We start from the raw sequence: 21,313 nt of genomic DNA on the forward strand, positions 1-21,313 counted from the left end.
ACTATTTACTGGTTGTCGTCGTTGAACAGGTAGCGGCCGGGAACCTCGTCAGGCCGCAGGATCTTGTTGTCGCCGGGGAACGGCTTGATCCACCCGGTCGAGGTGTACCAGTCGTACCGGCCCAGCTGCGGCTGGTTCACTCCGTCGACCTGAGCGTGTTCTCCGGTCAGCTTCGGCATCGCCACGTTCTGGTGCCACTGGGCCCAGGCATCCGCCGTCTGCTGCTGGTCGGCGGGAGCGGCCGGCGCCACGCTCGCCTGAGCCGACGGGGAACCCGACGCCGGAGTCACCGGGATCAGGTTGCTCACGCCCTCGGTGAGCGGGATTTGGTTGGCCACCGTGGTGTAGGGCGTGACGTTCGGCGTGTCGGTGAACGCGCTGAACATCGGCGTCGCGGCGCGGTCCTCCTGGTTCAGCGGCTGCATCCCGAGGATTTGTTCGATCGTCTTCACCGCGTTGACCTGCGTGAAGTACTCGCTGTTGACGACGCCGCGCTTGACGTACGGGCTGGCGATGAAGAACGGCGCACGGTGCCCGTCGACGTGGTCGGTGCCGGCCTGGGTGTCGTCCTCGAACACGAACACGGCCGAATCCTTCCAGAACCGGCTGTGCGAGATGTCGGAGATCATCCGGCCGACGGCCAGGTCGTTGTCGGCGACCTGGGCCCGCGGGGTCGCGGGTCCACCGGTGTGGTCGTTGGGCAGCGACATGGTCGTCAGAGCCGGCAGATCACCAGTCTGTTCGGCCTTCTTGAAGTCCTGCTCCCAGACGTCGACCTTGTACTGGTCGGGGATGGCCAGGTTGAACTGAGGGAAGTTCGGGTTGCTGATGGCGTTGTTCGACGGCACGTCGGAGTACGACTTGTACGCGTCCATCGCCACCGGGAGGCTGCCGGTGGCCTTGCCCTCGAGGATCTGCGAGTCCGCGTAGTACTGCTGCCACGAGCCGGGGGTTCCGCTGGCGATGGCCTCGTATTCGCCGTAGTTGCGCGCCGACTTGCCGGCGCGTGCGGCGGCGTCCCAGATGAACCCGTCGCGCTGGTAGGCCAGCGCGTCCCGGGCGTTGTAGGGGTAGCTCCGGGCCCAGGCGCTGGCCGCGTCCTGTGCCAGGTAGTCGTTGGGCTCGGCCTGCGTCAGCCAGTTGTGCCCGTCCGCCGACAGCATGCCGTTGTCGTAGAAGTTGTCGAACGTCGTGAACGTGTTCGCCATGCTGTGCTCGTTCGGCGTGACAGCGGCGCCGAAGCTGGTCCGCGACGGGTCGCCGTTGCCCTTGCCCAGGTCGCCGAGGATCTGGTCGTAGGTCCGGTTCTCCTTGATGATCATGAACACGTGCTTGATCGGCGACGTCTCACCGTGCTGCCGCGGGATCGCTGTCAGCCGGCCGTGACCGTTGGCGTCCGACTGCAGGTTCCCCGCCTGCGCCGGGCGGTCCCAGGCGTTGTTGCTGAACACCTGCCGGGTCGTGTCGGCGAGCTGCCGGCCGTCCGGCATGGCGAAGGAGGTCAGCGTGCCCTTGTAGGCATAGCTCTGCGGAGCGCCGTCGGTGCCGATGCCCTGCTGGTTGCTGACGATGACCTTGCCCAGCCTGGCGTCGAACTGCACCTGGTTGGGGTACCAATCGGTCGGGATCAGGCCCTCGTACTTCACCGGTCTGCGGGGGCCGTCGTATTCGAACTGCGCGAGCGCGTTGTCGCGGCCGACGCTCACCAGCATGTGCTTCGCATCGGTGAACGCGATCGAGTTCGGCGACGAACCGACCTGAATACCCGGCAGCGGTTCCACGTTGACGGTCTGCGTCACCTTGTGCGTGGCCGCGTCGATGACCGAAACGGTGTCGCTGTTGGTGTTGGTCACGAACACGGCGCCGTCGTGCTGGGTCAGCGACGTCGGCTGGAGACCGACGTTGACGGTGTCGACGACCGTGTTGGTCGCGAGGTCCACCACCGAGACCGTACCTGTCGCCGAAGCGCCGGTCACCGGGTCGGACACGATGTTCGTGCCGTCGGACTTGTTGGTCGTGTCGCCGGCGACGGCGGTACGGCCACCGCGGTTCGACACGAACGCCTTGTTCCCGGCGATCGTGACGGCCTGCGGCGCATTCCCCACCGCCACCTGGGCCGTGAGCGTGTTCGTGGCGGTGTCGACCACGCCGAGCTTGTTGCTGCCGCTCAGCGCGAGGTACAGCTTCGCGCCGTCGGCCGACAGCGTCAGCCCGTACGGCAGCGACCCGCCCGGCAGCGCGAGCTTCGCCGGCGCGGTCGGGTTGGTGATCATGCCGTTGGAGCCGACTGCGTACTTCAGGACGCTGGCAGTCGTGGCGGCATACAGGGCTGAGCCGTCGGGCGAGTACACCGGTGCCGCGACACCGGTGCCCCCGAACGTCTGCAGCACCGAACCGCTTGCGGCGTCAAGGATGGTGATCGACGGCGTGCCGGAGTTGGTGCCGCCTGTCTGCACCGCCACCTTCGAGCCGTCCGGGCTGATGGCGCTACCGATCGATTGGGCGGAGAACGTGGCCGCACGCGCTCCGAACGGGGAGATCCAGTGGTTGTCCGACGTCAGGATCCGCCCGGCCACGTCGTGCTGGCCGAGCATGCTCGTGCCGAACGGGTTGTCCGGGACGTGGGCCACCGCGGCGGACGCGACGCCGCCGACCGTGAGCATGACCACGGCAGAGCCAGCGATCGTCCAGCGCTTGCGCGCGGCAGACCGTCGTCGTTGAACTTGCACCATCGATCCTTTCACAGAACAAATGTTCGGAGGGGACTCCGGGAACTAAACAACCCCAAGACGGCGTCGCACCGAACGCGCGATTGCCCTGGCGGAGTAAAGGGATGGCCAGCGGGTTACGGGATGCCATCAGAACAGGGTCAGACGAGCACCTGTCACATTCAAAGGCGACGAACCAAACAATACGGTTAAATCGACGATTCCCGTTAGGTATGTCCGCTGCCCATGTGAACTCGACCGCCGATCGAGCACAGTGCCCGTCCACAACTTTTTCGACGAGCTAACAATTTGCCCATAGCTTACCTGGTTAACTTCTGGATTACCTGTTTAACTCATCACTTTGCTTTTCGGCGATTGGTCGCTGGCGGCTTCAGGCCCGCCGGACGACGATCGCGAAACTGACCTCCCTGATCGCCTGCATCGTGTTCGGCTTGCCGCCGCAGCAGCAGGTGAAGGCGTTCAAGGTGTCGTGCGGCGCGATGCTGGCCGCGCTGCTGCTGACGGCCGGCTTCACCGCGTCACCTGCCTCGGCTCCGTCGCCGACCACAAAGCCGACCGCAGGGACGACCTCTCCCGCTGTTGCCCAGCAGCAGGCCACACCAGGCTGGGGAAACACCCACCCCGCCCCGCCCACGCGATCGACGGCTTCGCCGACCACACCAGCGTGCTGCCCGGGGCGACCGTGCGCCTGTTCGTACGCAAGGACACCCGACCGACAATCGCGTGGTCGAGGCGACGTTCTCGGCGATCCAGACGCTGTTCGCACAGAACGTCGCGGGGTTCAAGGGCGCCACAACCCAACTGCGCGGGCCGCCCGCAGATGCTCCGGTCACCGTCTGATCGCCGACGCTGGGCCCTGTCGGCCCTCAGGACGGCGACCCAGGCCGGTGGCCCGTGTCGCCCGCGGCGCTGCGGCGGGGAGGAGACACGGACCTCCACTGACCGCGAGGCACAGTTCGCTGACGGTGAACCACGGAATCGGACACGCGGCGAGACGCGTTGGTAGAGCATGAACAACGACAAGGCGGAGCCCGACCCACTGGACGCCTACTCGGCAATCGTCACCTCCGTCGCCGCGCAGCTCACGCCGCGCGTCGCGGCATTGACCGTCCGCTCCCGCAGCGGAGAGTCCACCGGGTCGGCCGTCGTGCTGACCACCGAATCCCACCTGATCACCAACTCCCACGTCATCTCCGGCGGCAACCACGGCACCGCGGAATTCGCCGACGGCACCGAAGCACGCTTCGACGTCGTAGGCAGCGATCCGCTCTCCGACATCGCCGTGATCCGCGCCGACCGGGAAATCCCCGCCCCACCGGAATACGGCGACGCCGACAACCTTCTCGTCGGCTCCCTCGTCGTCGCCGTCGGCAACCCTCTCGGCCTGGCCGGCACCGTCACCGCCGGAGTGGTCAGCGCGCTCGGCCGCAGCATCCCGGCCCGCACCCGCACCGCCGCACGGCTGATCGAAAACGTCATCCAAACCGACGCCGCGCTCAACCCCGGCAACTCCGGCGGCGCACTGGCCGACAGCCACGCCCGGATCATCGGCATCAGCACCGCCGTCGCAGGCTTCGGTCTCGGGCTGGCCGTCCCCATCAACGCCACCACCCACCGCATCGTCCACGCACTGATGCACGACGGCAGAGTCCGCCGCGCCTACCTCGGCCTGGTCACCGCCCCGGCACCCCTGACACCGGCCCAAGCCGAACGATTCGCACAGCGCACCGCCCTGCGCATCGTCGAGGTGGTAGAAGACAGCCCCGCCGCACGCAGCGGACTCAAGCCCGCCGACCTGGTCCTCGCCGTCGACGGCACCCAGCTCCCCAACGCCCAATCACTCCAGAAACGCCTGTTCTCCGACGCCATCGGCCGGCAGATGGAAGTCACCGTCCTCCGCAACGGCGCCCTCGTCGACGTGATCGCCGTACCCGCCGAACTCCCGGACTGACCCCGGAAAGCACGGGACGACCACTCACGAGGTGCCGGGTCAACACGGAGACCGGCACAACGTCCTCTGGCGACGGGCTCGGCCGATTCACCGAGAATCTACTCCGGCACGAGGGGGCTCAGCCTCGTGCGCGCGACCCCAGCGGAACGCACCCTTTACCCGTTCACCTACCGCGAGTAGATCAGCAGCACGACCGACGAGGGCCGTTACGCCCTTGCGCTCTGGGAAACGAACCCGGGCCTAATCCGATTGCTCGTAGCCAGCGAAGGCGACAGCGCCAAAGCTGCCCCGACGGGAGCAACACGAGCCCGTGACCTGTAGTAGCGCGCGTTTCAGGCGCAGCGCGCGGGTCAGGCCGCGCAGTACCGACGACGTCGGTTTCGGAGCACGGGCCCGTTCCAGCGGGTGTAGTAGTCGGTGCAGATGCCCGCGCGGGCGGCCACCTCCTCCGCGTGCAGGCAGGGGGTGAGGCGCCGCGTCGTGGACCCCAGACAGGGGCCGCGCCCCGCACCTGCCGGCCACACGACCGACCCGAGCCAGCACGGTGTCCTGGGCTTCCGCAGCCGAGCCAGCGATACGTGACGCCAGCCCCGTCGTGACCGATGGCATGGTCTTTCGACTCTTTCGTTCTTCCGTCCGGGCGGGGTGCACTCGAGTCGAGGGAACGAGACGAGGGTGAGGGGGGCCATGCCTGAGCGACGAATTCCGGACGCCGTCACGGTCAAGACCGCCGTGGCCGCCGCCGTCCGCGCACCGTCGGCGCGCAACACCCAGCCGTGGTCCTGGCGCATCGGGTACCGAACACTGCACCTGTTCGCCGACCCGCACCGACACTCCCCCACCACAGACGCCGACGAACGCGACACGGTGCTCAGCTGCGGCGCGGCCCTGCACCACCTCCGAGTCGCCTTCGCAGCCCTCGGCTGGGCCACCGACGTCGACCGGATACCCGACCCAGCACAACCCGACCACCTGGCCGTCGTCACTCCGCATCCGAGTGATCCGACTGCGAACGAGCTCACCCTGGCCGCAGCCATCCTCCAGCGGCGCAGCGATCGCCGAACTCACACCGGACCGGCCCTGTCACCCTGGTACCTCGACACGCTCGCGGCCACGGTGGCCAAGGAAGGCGCGCAGCTCACGATGGCCCGCTCGGCGGCCCGGCGCCACTTGGCCGAGGCGATCGAAACGGCTTGGGCGGACCCTCCTTCAGAGCGTGCAACTCCACGACCCGTCGTCGCCCTCAGCTCCGACGTCGCGGGTGCCGCCGCAGGAACGCGGCTGTCTGCTCGGACCGAACGCGACAACGCCGTGCTGCTCGTCCTGAGCACTCCTGGTGACGATCGAAGGTCGCGCTTACGCGCCGGCGAAGCCACCAGCGCTGCGCTGCTCGCCGCGACCGCGCTCGGGCTCGCCTCCTGCGCCCTCACCCAGCCGCTGCGCAATGCGGCAACACGTAGCGAGGTCAGTGCCCGCGTGACCGGAAGCCTGTGTCCCCAGGTACTGCTGCGCCTCGGATGGGCGCCGCTCACCGCCGCCGCGCTGCCACAGACATCACGACGCGCGCTGACCGACGTCCTGCAACCACTCGAAGCGCCTCCGTGCTGACCAGGATGCCCACCGCGCCACAAGAAGGATTGAAGGGCGGTCGCCCACTGTCGTTCGCCCCTGTGATCGACCAGCAGCGGCAGACGATGAAATGTGGCATCAACCGGCTCAAGTGACGCGCCGGCCGGGGTCCGCGTCGCGCTCACCGGCGGAGCAACGACATGGATATGCGTCCAGGAAATCCCCAGCACCAAGGCGAGCTGGAAGAAGCGGCTACGCCATCATGCTCTGTGCCCGGTCTGTGGCGGTGTGTCCGGCGAGGCGTGTTCGGCGGCCGGACACTGAGCTCGCCGCCGGACGACGGTCGCAGTGAAGGCTGCGGCTGCGGCAGCGGTCGCGGCGAGCAACACAAAGCCGAGCAGGTAGGAGCCGGTGGCGCCGAAGACGACGCCCATGACCAGAGGCGGGAAGAAGCCGCCCAGGCCGCCGGCTGCACCGACGACTCCGGTCACAGCATCGACCTCGCCCGGTGCGACCAATCGCGCCAAGAGCGCGAACACCGCGCCGGTTCCGGTGCCGAGGGCACCGGCGATGCCGAGGAAGAGCAGCGTGCCGACCGGCATCAGAGGCGGTTCGAACGCGGCGGCGAGCGCCAGGATGCCGACCACCACGAAGGCCGCGACGAGGATTTTCACCGGATCCGCGCGGTCGGACAGCCAGCCGCCGACCGGCCGCATCGCGACGGCGAGCACTACGAAGCCGGCGGTGCGCAGAGCTGCGTCTCCACGGTCGAGACCGAACGAGGTGACCAGATAGGTGGGCAAGTAGACGCTGAACGCGACGAACCCGCCGAACGCCACCGCGTACAGCGCGGCGAGCTGGCTGGTCGCCGGCATCCGCAGGGCAGAACCCGGTGTCCGTCGGCACTGTCCACAACCTCCTAGCAGACCACCGCCGCCGACAACTGATCACTGCTGGTTCGGCGGGTACTGCGGGGACCCGTACCTCGGCTCCGCGCTCCGACCAGCTCCCTCGCAACCTCAAGCTGCCGACCGAACACCTCGCCGATGATCGCGAGCGCGCCCGAGCTTCGCGGTGATGGGCAGGGCGGCGATCAGGCCGCCGAGGGCGATGGTGAGGCAGAGCCAGGCGAACCAATCGCCGAGACGGCTGTAGGCCGTCGCCGCCGGGCCTGCGACGTCAGCCACGATGGTGGTGAACGCGGCCGGCCCGCCGGTGTGTGCTTGCGCCAGCACCCGTCCCCAGCCGTCGGTGATCATCAGCGAGCCATTTTGGCCCGTCCATGCCACGGGCATCCCGTTCTCCACGCCCCGCAGCAGGCCGGTGCGGCTGTGCTGCCAACCGTTCTCGTTGTTGTCCGAGGCGGGAACCGCGAGCAGCGTGGTGCCCGCCGTGCCATAGTCGCGACTCGGCTGGGAGAAGTCGAGGTCGGCACAGATCTCGATACCTGTTCGGGTTCCCGGAGCGAAGATCAGATCATGTCCGTGCGGGTTTACGCGATCGTGCTGCTTGAGGTATCGCACCGGGTTCCCGCCATTCGCGGGAAAGACCAGGGCGAAGTTGTCATGCGCGTGCCCCTCGGTCTGGACGAACCCGAGCACGATGTCGATGTCGCGCGCCTGAGCGGCCTGGCGCATCGGCTCGATGAGCGCGGCGGGGGCAGCCCCTTCCACGCCCAACGCACCTTCCGGCAGCACCGCGGTCCGCACCCCCGCCGGCAGGTTCTCGACCTCGCGGACATAACCGGCTACGAGCGCTTCGCTGACCGGCGGCGCCCAGGAGTATTGATTGGGTGCGATGGCCGCAACACGTTGTGGTGCGCCACCCGTGCCCGCCAGGCGCAGTGCACCGAACCCGAGAGCGGCCACGACGACCACCACGGCCACGGTCGCCGTGCGCAGGCGGGCTCCTCTCAGCACACCGGGTGCCGCCAGCCCCGCGACCGCGCAGGGCACGAAGATCACCAGGAACTCGACCATCCACATCCCACCGATGGCCGCGGTCTGCAGTACCAACGGCACGTCGCCCTGATCGTTGGCGCGGGTGCCAACCAGCCCCATCGGGTTCGTGACGGACACGATGTACAAAACACCCGTCCACGCGGCGGGGGCGGCCACTGCGGCCAGCAGAGTACGGCCACGCACCACCAGCGCGCGGAAAAGACAGACGACGAGCATAAACGTCAGCGACATGCCTAAGATGATCATCAGGCCGACCGGGAGCATCGGTTCGTCATGGGAATGCAAATGAAATCCCCAGCTGTTGCTCGTGCCGAGCAGGTACGCGCCGAACGCCACCCCCAGCGCGCTCGCCTGCCGCACGCGCGGGGCGAGCAGCAGCACCGGCAATGGCGCGAGCCAGGTCAGCGCGGCAACCGGGGCGAGCCCGGTGCCAAAGTAGAACAGAGCCGCGGAGCCTGCCAATCCGGCCAGGAGGGCGAAAGCTGACTTCATCCCTGCCCCTCTCAGTTCCCGCTGACTTTCCCAGCAGCCCGGCAGCTGGGCACTGGGCCAGACCGGAGGAATCGGGGTAGGGCCAACCCCACCTCCGCGCCTTGCCGGCGCCGACGACCAGGAACCGCTCGTCAGCAGGATCGCCGCGAGACAGAGAGCACGCCGCGGGTCCAGGCCCGATCGGTGATTGTGAACAACGTCGGGCGCGGCAAACGCAGTTGACGCGGTCACACCGGCATCGCGGGTGAACGGCTCGACGGGCCCGGCACCGGTGCATTTTCACGCTGCCGTAGCCGAGCAAGCCGGTGAGCACGCTTCCAGCGACGATGCGGGCGATGGTGTTCCCTCGACCTACGGCATGTCTTCGATGGTGACCGCCAGCGCGTTGCTGGCCGCTGCGACCCTCGCGGCGGGGCGGGTCTCAGAAACGATCGTTCGCGAGACACACGCGGCTGATCGGCGTTTCCGCAGGAGCGATCTGTAAAGGTTGCCGTGTCCGCGCCAATGTCACGTTCTCGGGGGGTCACGGCCTGGACCATGCGGATCGGCTACGGGCCGTCGTCTGGCCCGCAGTCCCGGCTACCACCAGCACACTCGACCAAGGGATTACGACTTGTCCAAGCGCTTCCTCCTGCTCACCGCCACGACGGTCGCCGCGTTCGGCCTGACCGCATGCGGCACCCACGCGACGCCCGCCACCCACGCGCCGCCCGCCACCACGCCCCACGCCCATGCCGAGATCGTGCCCATCACACCGCCGGAGGCCGCACCCCCGCCTGGGGCGGCGGCCACCTACCTGGCGAAGAAAGTCGGGGAACGAGTCGGAATCACCAACAGGGACGGCAGCAAAGCGGTCGACTTCTGGATCACGAAGATCAGCGTGGACCCGAAGTGCGACCCCTACAGCCAGCGCACGGCGAACAGGGACACGGTCGTCCTGGACATCACCGTGAAGACCTACACCGACAAGGTCGCGGGGCAGCGCTTAAGCCCGTTCACGGTCCTGCCCGGCAGGATCAACCCGTTCTCGTTATCGACCACTGGCACTGTCGGCACGAGAGTGATCGAGACGGACAAGTGCGTGACGACGCCGAAAAAGCTGCCGTCGACCTACGTGCCTGGCCACGCCTACACGGGGCAGATCGCGTTCGCCACGCCATACAACACCGGCAAGGTCCAGGTGACCCAGAGCTCCGGCTACTTCCAGAACGGCATGCTCGGGTGGGAATGGTCGTACTGACCACCCGGTTGGCGGGGCTCCACCGGGGAGCGCGTGACCGAGCTGCACCTGGCCAGCGAGGCCGAGCGGCGCGCATGGCGACCGCTGGGCGAGGTCGGTGATGAGCCCCGGCACGTCGAGGGCCGCGCACGCGGAGTGGCGCCGGCACCTGGCGCAGCGGCGAACCAGACCTGCGTTGAGGCGGGGCCCGCGCAACATTGGTTGGTCAGTTACTTACATCTTGAAAATGTACGTCAATTTCCAATTATCCTAAAGTGGGATCGATTTACTGTTTGTTAACTTTGTGGAATGTGTCGCATTGAGCCGCTTTTCCATCTTTTGGCGGCATGCCGGTTGTGTGAGTTTCCCTTACTGTCGTCGGGGTTTGCTGGTCGTCGTTGGCGACGAGCCTGGTGTGCTGAGGGGATTCTGATGCGTCCGTCGCGATCGCGTGGCTTATTCTCGCGTGCCCTGCTCATCCTGATGTTGTCGTCGTTGGTGCTGGTCGGGGCGCCGGCTGGACCGATTACGAACGGGCAGTGGCCAGGCGTCGCCGGGGTTGTCAACTGGCTGGGTTCCCTGCTGCCGAAGCCTGGCCGGGCCGAGGCGGCGCCGGCGGTTCACGCCGTGGCGCAGGCGCCGAAGAAGCCGCCGCATCGGGTGAGAGAGGTGCCGGAGCGGCGGTCGGCGCACGCTCGGGTTTTCGCCATGTCGGACGGAACGTTCGAGGCGGAGGTGTCAGCCGAACCGGAGGCGTTCCACGACAGTCAGGGCTGGCATGACATCGACACCTCGGTGCGGCAGTCTGCGCGTGACGGGTATCGGTTTGCCAGTGACCGTAACGGTTTCGTGTCGCGTTTCGGTGACCGGAGCGACAAGCTGGTCCGGTTCGAGTATGCGGGCCGGCGTGTCGCAATGGGTGCGGACACCGGAGTGAAGACCCTCTCGCCCAAGGTTGAGGGCTCGGCCGTCACCTACCCGGCGGTGTTCGCCGACGCCGATGTGACCTATCGGGTGACGCCGGAGTCGGTGAAGGAGTCGATCGTTCTCGCCAAGGCGCCGCCGGAGGCGACGTACCGGTTCACGCTGCAGATGGGCGGGGTGACTGCCCGGCTGCAAGGGGACGGCTCGATCGGGTTCTTCGCGAACGAGAACGTCGACGGCCCGCCGGTGTTCGTCATCCCGAAGCCGTTCATGACCGACGCCAGAAATGATGCGAAGTCCCCATACGGCAAGGTGTTCAGCGACAAGGTCACTCAGTCGGTGACCCAGCAGGGCGGGAACTTCGTCGTCACGGTGAAGGCGGACAGCCAGTGGCTGGCGGCGAAGGAACGTCAGTTCCCGGTCGTGATCGACCCGACGATCCGGATCGAGCCGACGCCGACGACCGGTCAGGATGCGCAGATCTGGTCGGATACCCCTGATCGCAAGGACGGCCTCGATTACCGCTTGTCTGTCGGCACGGACAACGTGGGTCGGGCACGGTCGTTGCTGAAGTTCGACACCTCGGTCGTGCCGGCGGGAACCTCGTTGGCCAGCGCGAAGCTGCAGTTGTACTACGACAGCGAGCTGTACACGGGTGCGACGGACGTGACGGTCGAGGCGCGGCGCGTGACTGCTCCCTGGATCGAGGACACCGTCACGTGGAATTCGATCAACGGCGCCATCGCCGAGGCCGGGTTGTCGACGGTCGTCAAGAAGGCGAACGTGACGAATGTGTGGCATGAGCTGGACGTGCGCAACATTGCTCAGGCCTGGGTGTCCGGTTCGCAGCCGAACTATGGCGTGATGGTCAAGGCCACCGACGAGACGCTCTCGCGTGGCGGCGCTGTGTATCAAGCGGCGGAGTTCGCCTACAACGGGGAGACGGTCAACCGTCCCAAGCTGGTGCTCGCCTATGGACGACCGAGTGTCGACCTGCAGCCGCCCTCCAAGATCACTGCAACGGGCGCTGAGCTGGCCTGGCCCGCCTACGTGGACCCGAACCCGAACGACCCGAACGACGACATCGTCGAGCTCCAGGTCCATCGCACGGTGTTCCAAACCTTTACCCCGTCGCGCTACACCCTGATCGCACCCCTGCCTGCCACGGCGACGTCTTTCGCCGATACGACGGCGGTTCCGACGCCGGCGGATTCCGCAGACCCGTTCGGCAACGCCTACTACTACATGGTGGTGGCCAAGACCCGGGACGGTCAGCTCATCCCCGGTCCCACCCAGCTCGCCCGGTTGCCGAAGGCTGGTCTGATCCAGCAGGTGTTCACCGGCAGCGCCGCGGACACCACTCTCTCGTCCACGCAGTCCGGCTCCAACCTGGACTCCCTGGGCGGGCAGCCGTGGCTGATGGTGGGCAACAACTCCGGCACGTACGGAAACACCCGTGCCGTCGTCCGGTTCGATGGTCTCGACACTGCTCTGCCGGCGCGCGCGCGGATCGTGGACGCGGACTTCACCATGTGGGGCTTCTACTCCAGCGGCAGCGGCGCGACGTTCGATGCCCACGCGCTCACCACACCGTTCGTCGAAACGCAAGCGAGCTGGGCGCGGGCGTCGACCGCCACGGCATGGGCCGCCGCGGGTGGGGACTTTGGGCCCGCGCTGGACAACGTCGTGGGCATCTCCAACGACCCGACGATGCACATCTGGGAGAACTCCGCGGTCGTGCAGGGGTGGGTGGATACCCCTGCCTCCAACAACGGCTACCTCGTCAAGGTGCGCGATGAGGCCGGCGCGGCGAAGCAGCGCGTGCTGTTGCTCAGCGGTGAGGCCGCCGAGCCGCGGCTGCGCCCGAGCCTGACTGTCACCTACACCGCGCCGACCGCCGAGCTCACCTACTACGCCGCGGACACTCCCCAGGTGCGGATGGTCTCCGACGAGCAGCAGACGGTACCGGTGTCCGTCACGAACACCACCACGACCACCTGGAAGGCCGCCGATCAGGTGCTGTCCTACCGGTGGACTCTGCCCGACGGCACTGATGTCACCGGGACGAACCGTCTCGACACCGCGCTGCCGTCTGATATCGCGCCGGGGCAGACCGTCACGGTGCAGGCCAACGTGAAGACGACTCTGCAGAACACCGAGGGCAACAAACGCGAAGGCCAAATCGTCAACTGGGACCTGCGTGACAAGACCACCGGCACGTGGATGTCGTCGGTGGCAGGCGCGCCGCCGGCGTTGCCGCAAAACGTCGCGGTGGAGGACCCCACCTCGGATCAGATCGGGCTGGAGAAGTTCTACGCCTATTCCGGCAAGGCCACCGGAGCCGGCTCGAACCTGCTGGTCAATCAGTACGCCGGCAACGCCGTGTTCTCCTACGATGCCTTCTCCAACCCCGGCCGGGGCGTGTCGACGTTTCTGCGGCTGACCTACAACAGCCTCGACACGACCACGACGACCACCGGCTACGGGTGGTCGGTCGCCGCGGCCGGCCTCGCGCGGCTGGGTGTAGCGCTCGAGCTGCACCCCCAGGGACAGGACTACCCGACCCGCGTCACCCTGCCCGATGGGGACGGCACGAGCCACGTGTTCCTGCTGAACAAGCACAACTCCGCTGACCCTGCCGCGTGGACCTACGACCACCCCAAGGGCGTGCACCTGTACCTGCAACGAGACGGCGGGACAGACCCGTCTCGGCGCTGGAAGATGACCAAGCCCGATCGCACCGAGTTCTGGTTCGACGACGAGGGCTGGCTCACCGCGGTCCGTGACCGCAACGGCAACGGCAACGAGCAGACCTATACCTACACCCTGCGCAAGTCCAACAACCAGCCCCGCAAGTTCCTCGCCTACGTCACCGACCCGGCCGGGCGGCAGACGATGACCTTGGACTACTACACCAAGGCCGACACGCAAAACCCGAAGATCATCGACCAGGTGAAGTCGATCCGCGACATCTCCGGCCGAACCCTGACCTTCGCCTACAGCGACAAGGGCCTGCTGGTGGACCTGGTCGACGGCGCCGGCTCGGCGCAGCCCAAGGCATTCCACTTCGACTACGACGCCACCCAAGGCAACAAGAACGTCAAACTGGTCAAGATCACCGACCCGCGCGGCAACCCGACCAACCTTGCCTACTACACCGCTCCGGTCGACCCGAAAGACAAGTGGAAGCTCCACACCATCACCGACCGGCTCGGCAACGCCACCACCTTCTCCTACGTCGACCCCGACGGCCCCCAGGGCGGTGAGATCGACACCACCGTCACCGACGCCGAGAACCACGCCACCACGTACCACATGGACAGCTTCGGACGTCCCACCCGCTCCACCAACGCCAAGAACGAAACCACTCAGCTCGGTTGGGACAGCGACCACAACGTCACCTCCGTCACCGAAGCCAACAACGCGGTCTCCACCTGGGTCTATGACCCAAACACCGGCTACCCGCTGCAGATCCGCGACGCCGAAGCGGTGGCCAACAACACCCCGGCGACCGTGCTGGGCTACCAGACCTCGCTCAACGGTGCGGTGGCGGAGCTGACATCGAAAACCAGCCCCGAAGGCCGGAAATGGATGTTCGGCTACGACACCCGGGGCAACCTGACCACGGTCACCGACCCCAAGGGCGTCGCCACCACCGCTGTCCCCGACGACTACCAGTCGGTCAACGCCTATGACCAGTTCGGGCAGCTGACCACCTCCACCGACGCCAACGGCAACGTCACCACCTTCAGCGACTACGACCCGACCGGCTCACCCAAGCGCACCACCGACGCGTTGAACAACGCCTCGACCATGGTCCTCGACGTACGAGGCAACCCGACCTCGGTCACCGACGCGCTCGGCAAGACCACGACAACGGCCTACGACGTCTTCGGTCGCCCGCTGGAGCTGCGAGTGCCGAAGGACCAGGCCGCCGGCGACTACGTCGTGACACCCGCCCCCGAATACGACGCCAACGACAACATCACCAAAGCCACCGCGGCCAACGGCGCCCTCGCGACCGCCGTCTACGACAAGGCCGACCAGCTCGTGTCGAGCACCGCACCGAAGGACACACCGACGGGCCCGGAGCGGACGAGCGCCGCGACCTACGACAAGGTCGGCAATCTGCTGACCGAGACCCAGCCGCTGGGAGTCCTGTCGGCGTCCGACCCCAACGACTATGTGACGCACTACGCCTACGACGAGATCTACCAGCTCACCTCGACGGCCAACGCCGCCGGAGACAAGATCGCCTACGCCTACGACAACGTCGGCAACCTGTCGACCGTGATCGACCCGCGCAAAAACGCGACCACCGATCCGGCGGACTTCACGACCAAACTCGCCTACGACCGCAACCATCGGCAGCGCACCACCACCGACGCCGAGGGCAAGGTGACCAAGGTCGACTTCGACCGCGACAACAACGCCGTCGCGCAAACCGACGCAGAGAACAACGTCACGACCCTGGTCTATGACGAACGGGCGAAACTCATCGAGGCCCGAGTGCCGTACAAGGCCGGGGTCACCCACACCACCCGATTCGAATACGACGAAGTGGGCAACAAGACCCGCACTGTCACCCCTCATGGCGTCGAGACCACCGACGACCCCGACGACTTCGCCGCCGCGACCGTATACGACAAGCTGAACCGGCCGATCGAGGAGCTCACTCCGTTCGACAAGGACGACCCGAGCATCACGACACCGGACAAGACGATCAAAACCTACGACGCGGTCGGCAACCTCACCCAGGTGTCCGCACCCCCGTCGGCGGGGCAGAACGTCCGCAACATCACCCGATACACCTACTTCGACAACGGATTGGCCCGCACCTCCACCGATCCGTGGGACATCGTCACCTCCTACGACTACAACCCGCTCGGGCAGCAGACCCGTCGCACGCTGACCAGCGCCGGCGGCTCGTCGAACCGGACCATGACCTGGGACTACTTCCCGGACGGCAAGCAGAAGTCCCGCTCCGATGACGGTGTGCCGGTCGGTGCCCACGTGGCGCTGGTGGACAACACCGACACCTCCAACACCCTGGCCGTGGGCCCGTGGACGGAGTCCACGGCGGGCAGCGGATACACCGGATTCAACTACCACACCGCACCCGCCGGGGCCGGCGCGAACAGCTTCACCTGGACACCGATCGTGCCCGCCGATGGCACCTACGAGGTGTTCGTCCGCTACGCCCAAGGCGTCGCCGGCGCTGCCACCAACGCCGCGTACACCGTGGACACCGGAACCGCGAAGACATCCAAGACCGTCGACCAGACCACAGGCGGCGGTACCTGGGTAAGCCTCGGCTCCTACCCGCTCACGGCGGGGAACAAAGCCAAGGTCAGCGTGTCCGATGCCGCCAACGGCACCGTGTCCGCCGACTCGGTGAAGCTGGTCCGCGACCACACCGCGGATGCCGACACCGAGGCCAAGACCTTCGCCGAGGCCTACGACGCCAACGGGAACCTGGCCAGCCTCACCGACACCAGCCCGGGCGCGAAGATCGACGCCTACGCGATGACCTACAACGGGATCAACCAGCTCACCAAGGTCGAGGAAAAGCTGGCCTCGGTCGTGAAGAACACGACGTCGTACTCCTACAACGAGAACGGCGCCCCGCTGACCCGCGACCACGACCGGCAGGACTCGACGTTCGAGTACGACCCGCGCGACCTGCTGGCGAAGGTCACCAACACCGAAGCCGGGGGCACGGCGAAAGTCACGACGTTCGGCTACACCCCGCGCAAGCAAGTCGCCCGGGAAACCAAACCCAACGGCAACACCGTCGACTACACGTACTACCTCGACGCCTCCGAAGCCACACAGGTGGAGAAGAAGGCCGACGGCACCCTGGTCGCGCAACACCTGATCGACTACACGGCCAACGGCAGCCGGTCACGCGACGCGGCGAAAATCCAGAACGCCGACAACAACGCCACCTACCTCGACAACATCGTCGACTACAGCTACGACCCCCGCGAGCGGCTGACCGGATCCACCAAGAAGGCAGCGGCAACCGGCGCCGTCCTCGAGAGCGAAACCTACCGGCACGACGCGAACGACAACGTCATCGACCAGACCGTCGACGGCAAGCAAACATCGTTCACCTACGACCGCAACCGGCTGACCTCCGCGACCGCGAGCGGCACCGCGGCGAACTACACCTACGACCCGTTCGGTCGACTCAGCTCCGTGGTCGCCGCGGGCCAGATCATCGAGTCCAACACCTATGACGGATTCGACCGCACCGCCACCCACCGAGCTGCCGCGGCCGACGGCTCGCTGACCACCACCACCTACGCCTACGACCCGTTCGACCGCAGCACCAGCAAGACCGACAACGTAGGCACCGCGCAGGCAAAGACCACCGACTACGCCTACCTCGGCCTCACCGACCAGGTCGTATCGGAGGAGATCGCCGGACAACTGCAGCGCACCTACCAGTACGACGCGTCCGGACGCCGGCTGACACAGCTCACCAAAGACACCGACGGCGCCGGGCCCGGCGTCGCCGAAGACTCCTACTACGGCTACAACCCGCACACCGACGTGGAGACCCTGACCACGGACAACGGCAACACCAAGACCACCTACGGCTACACCGCCTACGGCAAAGACGACGAGCAAGCGTTCACCGGCATCGACAAGCCCGACACCCAGAACCCGGGCAAGGAGCCCTACAACTTCTACCGCTACAACGGCAAACGCTGGGACAGCGCATCCGGCAGCTACGACATGGGCTTCCGCGACTACAACCCGGGCATCAACCGCTTCACCACCCGCGACTCCTACAACGGCGCCCTGGCCGACCTCAACCTCGGCACCGACCCCTGGACCGCCAACCGCTACGCCTTCACCGGCGGCAACCCCATCAGCCGCATCGAACTCGACGGCCACGAACCCATGCTCCCCACCTGCTCGGAAACCGACATGGTCGCCTGCCGCAACTGGGGCTACACCGGCGTGGCCACCGGCGCCGACCCGAACCTCGACACCACCAAGGTGATCGACAAAAACGGCAAATGGAAGACCTCGGAACAAATCAACGAGATGGGAGCGGCCGCCTACAAATCCTTCCGCGGAAACGGCGTAGAACCGACCTGGGACAACACCCTCGACTTCCTCTACCAGCTAACGCCCGTCTCCGACGCTGAAGATTGCTCCGATGGCAGCCTCGCAGGCTGCGGCTGGCTCGCCGCCGACCTAATCCCCTTTGGCATTGGCAAGATCGGCAAAGCCGCAGAGGTAGCAGCGGACGCGGCAAGCGCAGCAGCCCGTGTCGCAAAAGCAGCGAAAAAGCTAAATCGAGCTGGCCGCGCGTACCCCGACGTGATCGACATTCGCACCGGGGCGCCAATTCACTTCCCCGGCGAGGGGTTACCTGAGGTGCCCCTCTCCCAGCGGGTGCCCTGGAGTGGCAAGGAGCGCGGCGCCTTCATCAAAGAGTGGTACGACCGCGGCTACGCAACCCCTGAAGGCGGCTGGAGCGGCTACGATATCCACCACATCCGCCCACGACAGTACGGCGGCACAAACGACTTCGACAACCTGGTGCCCATACCGCGAGACGTGCACCAGCAGCAGTTCAACACCTGGTGGAGAGACTACTGATGCCAAGGCTCGACGACCTGCTCCGATCGCTGAAGATGTGGAAGCAGCCGCACGTCAGCGAGAATCCATTTAAGCTCGCTTGCCGCATAGAACCGGGCGCCACTGCCAGTGAGATCGAGCACGCTGTCTCGGGGATGCGGGGCTCTGACGATCTAGCTGATCTTTGGTCGGCGAGTCGTGAAGCCTGGCTCTTCGAGGACGTGGAGTACGGCCAGTGGGGACTGCACCTGTTGAGCCCCGGGGATAGTGCTGCTCGAAGCGAGGCAGAGCGAGCTGACCGGCCGGATGATGTGCGTCCCGACGATGTAGTGCTCGGCGAGTTCCTCGGTGACTCCGACTTGCTCATCTACGCGCCCTCGGAGGAGAACAATCGCCGGTACCTGATCGCGCTTCCCTTGGACCCCCGGGAGGACTGGTATGCGGCTGGCGCATCGGTGACCGAGGTCTTGCAGCGACTGCTCAACGCTGATGGCGAGAAGTACTGGGAGCAAGGATCGACATGAGTGGCTGTCCGCGCACTTGATGACGACTCTGCAGCTGGCCAGCACGGATACCTGCCGACTGAGGCGGGCACCGAGTACGCGCCGCTACGGTGTGGCCAGTGCCCGACTGCGAACAGGCTGGGCACTAACCACATCGACGGATGATCAGTTCGTGCTTCTCCCCGGCCATTCAGTGGTGTCTTCACCAGCGGTGATGAGGTCGGAGAGGGTGGGGGCGGCGGTGCCGGCGAGCTGGTGGCCTTGTTCGAGGTAGGCCTCGGTGGTGGCGAGGGTGGCGTGGCCGAGGTCGCGGGAGATCTGGCGGATGGGGATGCCGTGGGCTTCGGCGGCGATGGCGTAGAGGTGCCGGGCCGCGTGGGGGTGCACGGTGTCAGCGATCGCCCGGACCGCAGCGGCGTGCGCGCGGACGGTGCTCGAGGTCGCGCCGTGCCGCAGCAGGCTGCGGCACAGGTACCGCAGCGCGTCGGTGATCTGCTGGGGCTCGAGCCGTTTGCCTTCACGGCTGGCCAGCAGCGGCCGGTCGGCCGGCTTCGCTGAGACCTGCCCGCGCACGGCGATCTCGCTGTTCGCGTCGGCGGCGTCGCGGTCGGCCAGGTACTCCTCGATGAGTGCGAGCACCCAGTCGACGAGGCGGACCCAGCGGCGTTCGCGGCCCTTGCCGTTGATCCACAGTGCGGGCTGGCCGCCAGGCCCGGTGCGGTGCAGATCGCGCCGGTTGAGCGCGCACAGCTCCTCGGCGCGGACGCCGGTGGTGAGCAGGACCGCGACGATCACCCGGTACCGCAGGCGCATGTCGGGGACCGGGTAGGTCTCGGCGGCGTAGCGCAGTGCGCGGGCCTGGGCGAGGGTCAGCGGCACGATGGGGTGCTCGGGGTCGGGTTTGAGCACGCCGAGGTTGCAGGCTAGGAGCCCTGCAACTTCTACCGCTACAACGGCAAACGCTGGGACAGCGCATCCGGCAGCTACGACATGGGCTTCCGCGACTACAACCCCAGCCTGAACCGGTTCACCACCCGCGACTCCTACAACGGCGCCCTGGCCGACCTCAACCTCGGCACTGACCCCTGGACCGCCAACCGCTACGCCTTCACCGGCGGCAACCCCATCAGCCGCATCGAGCTCGACGGCCACGAACCCATGCTCGACACCTGCTCGGAAACCGACATGGTCGCCTGCCGCAACTGGGGATACACCGGCGTGGCCACCGGCGCAGACCCGAACCTCGACCCCACCAAGGTGATCGACAAAAACGGCAAATGGAAGAGCTCGGAAGAAATCAACGCCATGGGCGCGGCCGCGCTCAAGGACAACCATGGGAGCCCCCCAACTTACGGAGATCTGCTCGACTTCGGCAAATGGCTCGGCGGAATTGCTTACCAACTCTCTCCGGCTTCCGACGTTGAAAACTGTGCCGACAACGGCAGCGCCCTGCCTTGCGCATCCGCTGCAATGGGCATTTTCGGTGGCATCTTCGGTAAGCTCGGCGGAAAGATCCTCGGCAAGCTTGGCAAATTGGAGTCACTGGGCGCAAAGGTCGCAAAAGCTGGGCCCCTAGCGTTCAAAGACGCAGGCCTAGGCGATAACCTTGTCCGTGATGTCGATCTCGGCGGTGTGCAGATTCGTGTTAAGAGTGGTCATGGGTATCGCTCGGATCATGCAGCGACATCGGCGGACATAACCTCCGTTCTGGATAGAGATGTCGTGGACTCCGCAGTGGCCAGAGACCTCGCTGCGCGGGTCGGCTCCGGAACCCAGGTCGCAACCGCAGGTAAGGCGGGGTACTCTACCTTCCAGACTGCAATCAACGGCTACAATGTCGAGTATCGCGCCGTTTACATTGCAAAGTTGCAACGCTATGATATTTCCACCTACTGGATTCCCTAAAGGATCTGAATCGATGTGGAACGACCCCGTCCAGCTTGCCCGAGAGTATTCAAGGCAGGCCGAACACGTAGACCCCTCTGAAGCCTGGACGCCGCAGGAGTGGGGCCGCGCTGCCGATGCGCTTCTCATGCTTGTGCAGGCTGAAACCTCCGCATTCCGCCTAGGCGAGGTATTGCGTTACGACGACGGGCTTAGCCTCCCAGTGGCTGTGGTCAAGGCGACATACGAAAGACTCTTCGCGATCGGGGTCAACGATGTGCGCTCCAGGCTTTGCTATGCCCGGTACCTCCTTATGCATGGTCCCGATTGGGACCAAGAGGCCGAGGAAATCCTCCGCCAGGTCGAGGAGCCGGCGCGACTAGCCGGTATCTGGGAAGCCGACTTTCTGGGGCATCATCCAGTCTTCTATGAAGACCCGCCCAGGTAGGGGGTTGTCTTGGAAGCCTGCCTGCGCGAAGCGA

The 21,313-nt window shown here is 66.4% G+C and carries 11 protein-coding genes and 1 pseudogene; 7 read left to right on the forward strand and 5 right to left on the reverse strand.

Features of this window, described 5'->3' with window-relative positions; translation table 11 throughout:
- Positions 1-5 precede the first annotated feature (5 nt).
- Both AB0H62_RS31605 and AB0H62_RS31610 read right to left on the reverse strand, forming a co-directional pair.
- Entirely contained in the window at positions 6-2,732 is a 2,727-nt protein-coding gene (locus AB0H62_RS31605) for a bifunctional YncE family protein/alkaline phosphatase family protein (protein ID WP_360590090.1), read from the reverse strand.
- Between the two features lie 367 nt (positions 2,733-3,099).
- Positions 3,100-3,387 (reverse strand): hypothetical protein, encoded by a 288-nt coding sequence (locus AB0H62_RS31610; protein ID WP_360590092.1) that lies wholly within the window; start codon positions 3,385-3,387, stop codon positions 3,100-3,102.
- Positions 3,388-3,738: 351 nt separating this feature from the next.
- Between AB0H62_RS31610 and AB0H62_RS31615 the strand changes: the two genes are divergently transcribed.
- On the forward strand, positions 3,739-4,680 hold the full coding sequence (locus tag AB0H62_RS31615) for a trypsin-like peptidase domain-containing protein (RefSeq protein WP_220239803.1): 942 nt from the start codon (positions 3,739-3,741) through the stop codon (positions 4,678-4,680).
- Between the two features lie 687 nt (positions 4,681-5,367).
- On the forward strand, positions 5,368-6,288 hold the full coding sequence (locus AB0H62_RS31620; protein WP_360590095.1) for an NAD(P)H nitroreductase: 921 nt from the start codon (positions 5,368-5,370) through the stop codon (positions 6,286-6,288).
- A gap of 221 nt (positions 6,289-6,509) precedes the next feature.
- On the opposite strand, the gene AB0H62_RS31625 is transcribed toward AB0H62_RS31620, so the two are convergent.
- Positions 6,510-7,124: an MFS transporter gene (locus tag AB0H62_RS31625; protein WP_360590097.1), complete on the reverse strand. Its 615-nt coding sequence runs from the start codon at positions 7,122-7,124 to the stop codon at positions 6,510-6,512.
- Positions 7,125-7,268: 144 nt separating this feature from the next.
- Entirely contained in the window at positions 7,269-8,702 is a 1,434-nt protein-coding gene (locus tag AB0H62_RS31630) for a nitrilase-related carbon-nitrogen hydrolase (RefSeq protein WP_360590099.1), read from the reverse strand.
- A gap of 613 nt (positions 8,703-9,315) precedes the next feature.
- Here AB0H62_RS31630 and AB0H62_RS31635 point away from each other — a divergent pair.
- The 3 genes from AB0H62_RS31635 to AB0H62_RS31645 all read left to right on the forward strand — a co-directional run bounded on the left by AB0H62_RS31635 (position 9,316) and on the right by AB0H62_RS31645 (position 18,968).
- Positions 9,316-9,942 carry a hypothetical protein gene (locus AB0H62_RS31635; protein ID WP_360590101.1) on the forward strand — a complete coding sequence of 209 codons (627 nt, stop codon included), beginning with the start codon at positions 9,316-9,318 and terminating at the stop codon, positions 9,940-9,942.
- A gap of 912 nt (positions 9,943-10,854) precedes the next feature.
- Complete coding sequence (locus tag AB0H62_RS31640; RefSeq protein WP_360590103.1) at positions 10,855-18,465, forward strand: DNRLRE domain-containing protein; 7,611 nt, start codon at positions 10,855-10,857, stop codon at positions 18,463-18,465.
- Positions 18,465-18,968, forward strand: coding sequence for a hypothetical protein (locus AB0H62_RS31645; RefSeq protein WP_360590105.1), 504 nt, complete (start codon positions 18,465-18,467; stop codon positions 18,966-18,968). The genes AB0H62_RS31640 and AB0H62_RS31645 overlap by 1 nt, the downstream gene beginning before the upstream one ends.
- Before the next feature lie 144 nt (positions 18,969-19,112).
- Here AB0H62_RS31645 and AB0H62_RS31650 read toward each other — a convergent pair whose 3' ends face one another.
- The gene (locus AB0H62_RS31650) at positions 19,113-19,856 is read right to left on the reverse strand and encodes a site-specific integrase (RefSeq protein ID WP_360590107.1); all 744 of its coding nucleotides are present in this window, start codon (positions 19,854-19,856) and stop codon (positions 19,113-19,115) included.
- Between the two features lie 39 nt (positions 19,857-19,895).
- Between AB0H62_RS31650 and AB0H62_RS31655 the strand changes: the two are divergent.
- Both AB0H62_RS31655 and AB0H62_RS31660 read left to right on the forward strand, forming a co-directional pair.
- Positions 19,896-20,852, forward strand: a pseudogene (locus AB0H62_RS31655) (RHS repeat-associated core domain-containing protein); the annotation flags it as partial.
- Between the two features lie 13 nt (positions 20,853-20,865).
- Positions 20,866-21,279 carry a hypothetical protein gene (locus AB0H62_RS31660; protein ID WP_360590109.1) on the forward strand — a complete coding sequence of 138 codons (414 nt, stop codon included), beginning with the start codon at positions 20,866-20,868 and terminating at the stop codon, positions 21,277-21,279.
- Positions 21,280-21,313 lie beyond the last annotated feature (34 nt).

The organism is Amycolatopsis sp. NPDC050768 (genome assembly GCF_040654155.1).
In the GTDB taxonomy this organism is placed as follows: domain Bacteria; phylum Actinomycetota; class Actinomycetes; order Mycobacteriales; family Pseudonocardiaceae; genus Amycolatopsis.

Bases quoted from the DNA above. Each gene is read 5' to 3' on its own strand.
- AB0H62_RS31605 (WP_360590090.1), bottom strand. From the start codon at position 2,732: ATGGTGCAAGTTCAACGACGACGGTCTGCCGCGCGCAAGCGCTGGACG.
- AB0H62_RS31615 (WP_220239803.1), top strand. From the start codon at position 3,739: ATGAACAACGACAAGGCGGAGCCCGACCCACTGGACGCCTACTCGGCA.
- AB0H62_RS31620 (WP_360590095.1), top strand. From the start codon at position 5,368: ATGCCTGAGCGACGAATTCCGGACGCCGTCACGGTCAAGACCGCCGTG.
- AB0H62_RS31625 (WP_360590097.1), bottom strand. From the start codon at position 7,124: ATGCCGGCGACCAGCCAGCTCGCCGCGCTGTACGCGGTGGCGTTCGGC.
- AB0H62_RS31630 (WP_360590099.1), bottom strand. From the start codon at position 8,702: ATGAAGTCAGCTTTCGCCCTCCTGGCCGGATTGGCAGGCTCCGCGGCT.
- AB0H62_RS31645 (WP_360590105.1), top strand. From the start codon at position 18,465: ATGCCAAGGCTCGACGACCTGCTCCGATCGCTGAAGATGTGGAAGCAG.
- AB0H62_RS31660 (WP_360590109.1), top strand. From the start codon at position 20,866: ATGTGGAACGACCCCGTCCAGCTTGCCCGAGAGTATTCAAGGCAGGCC.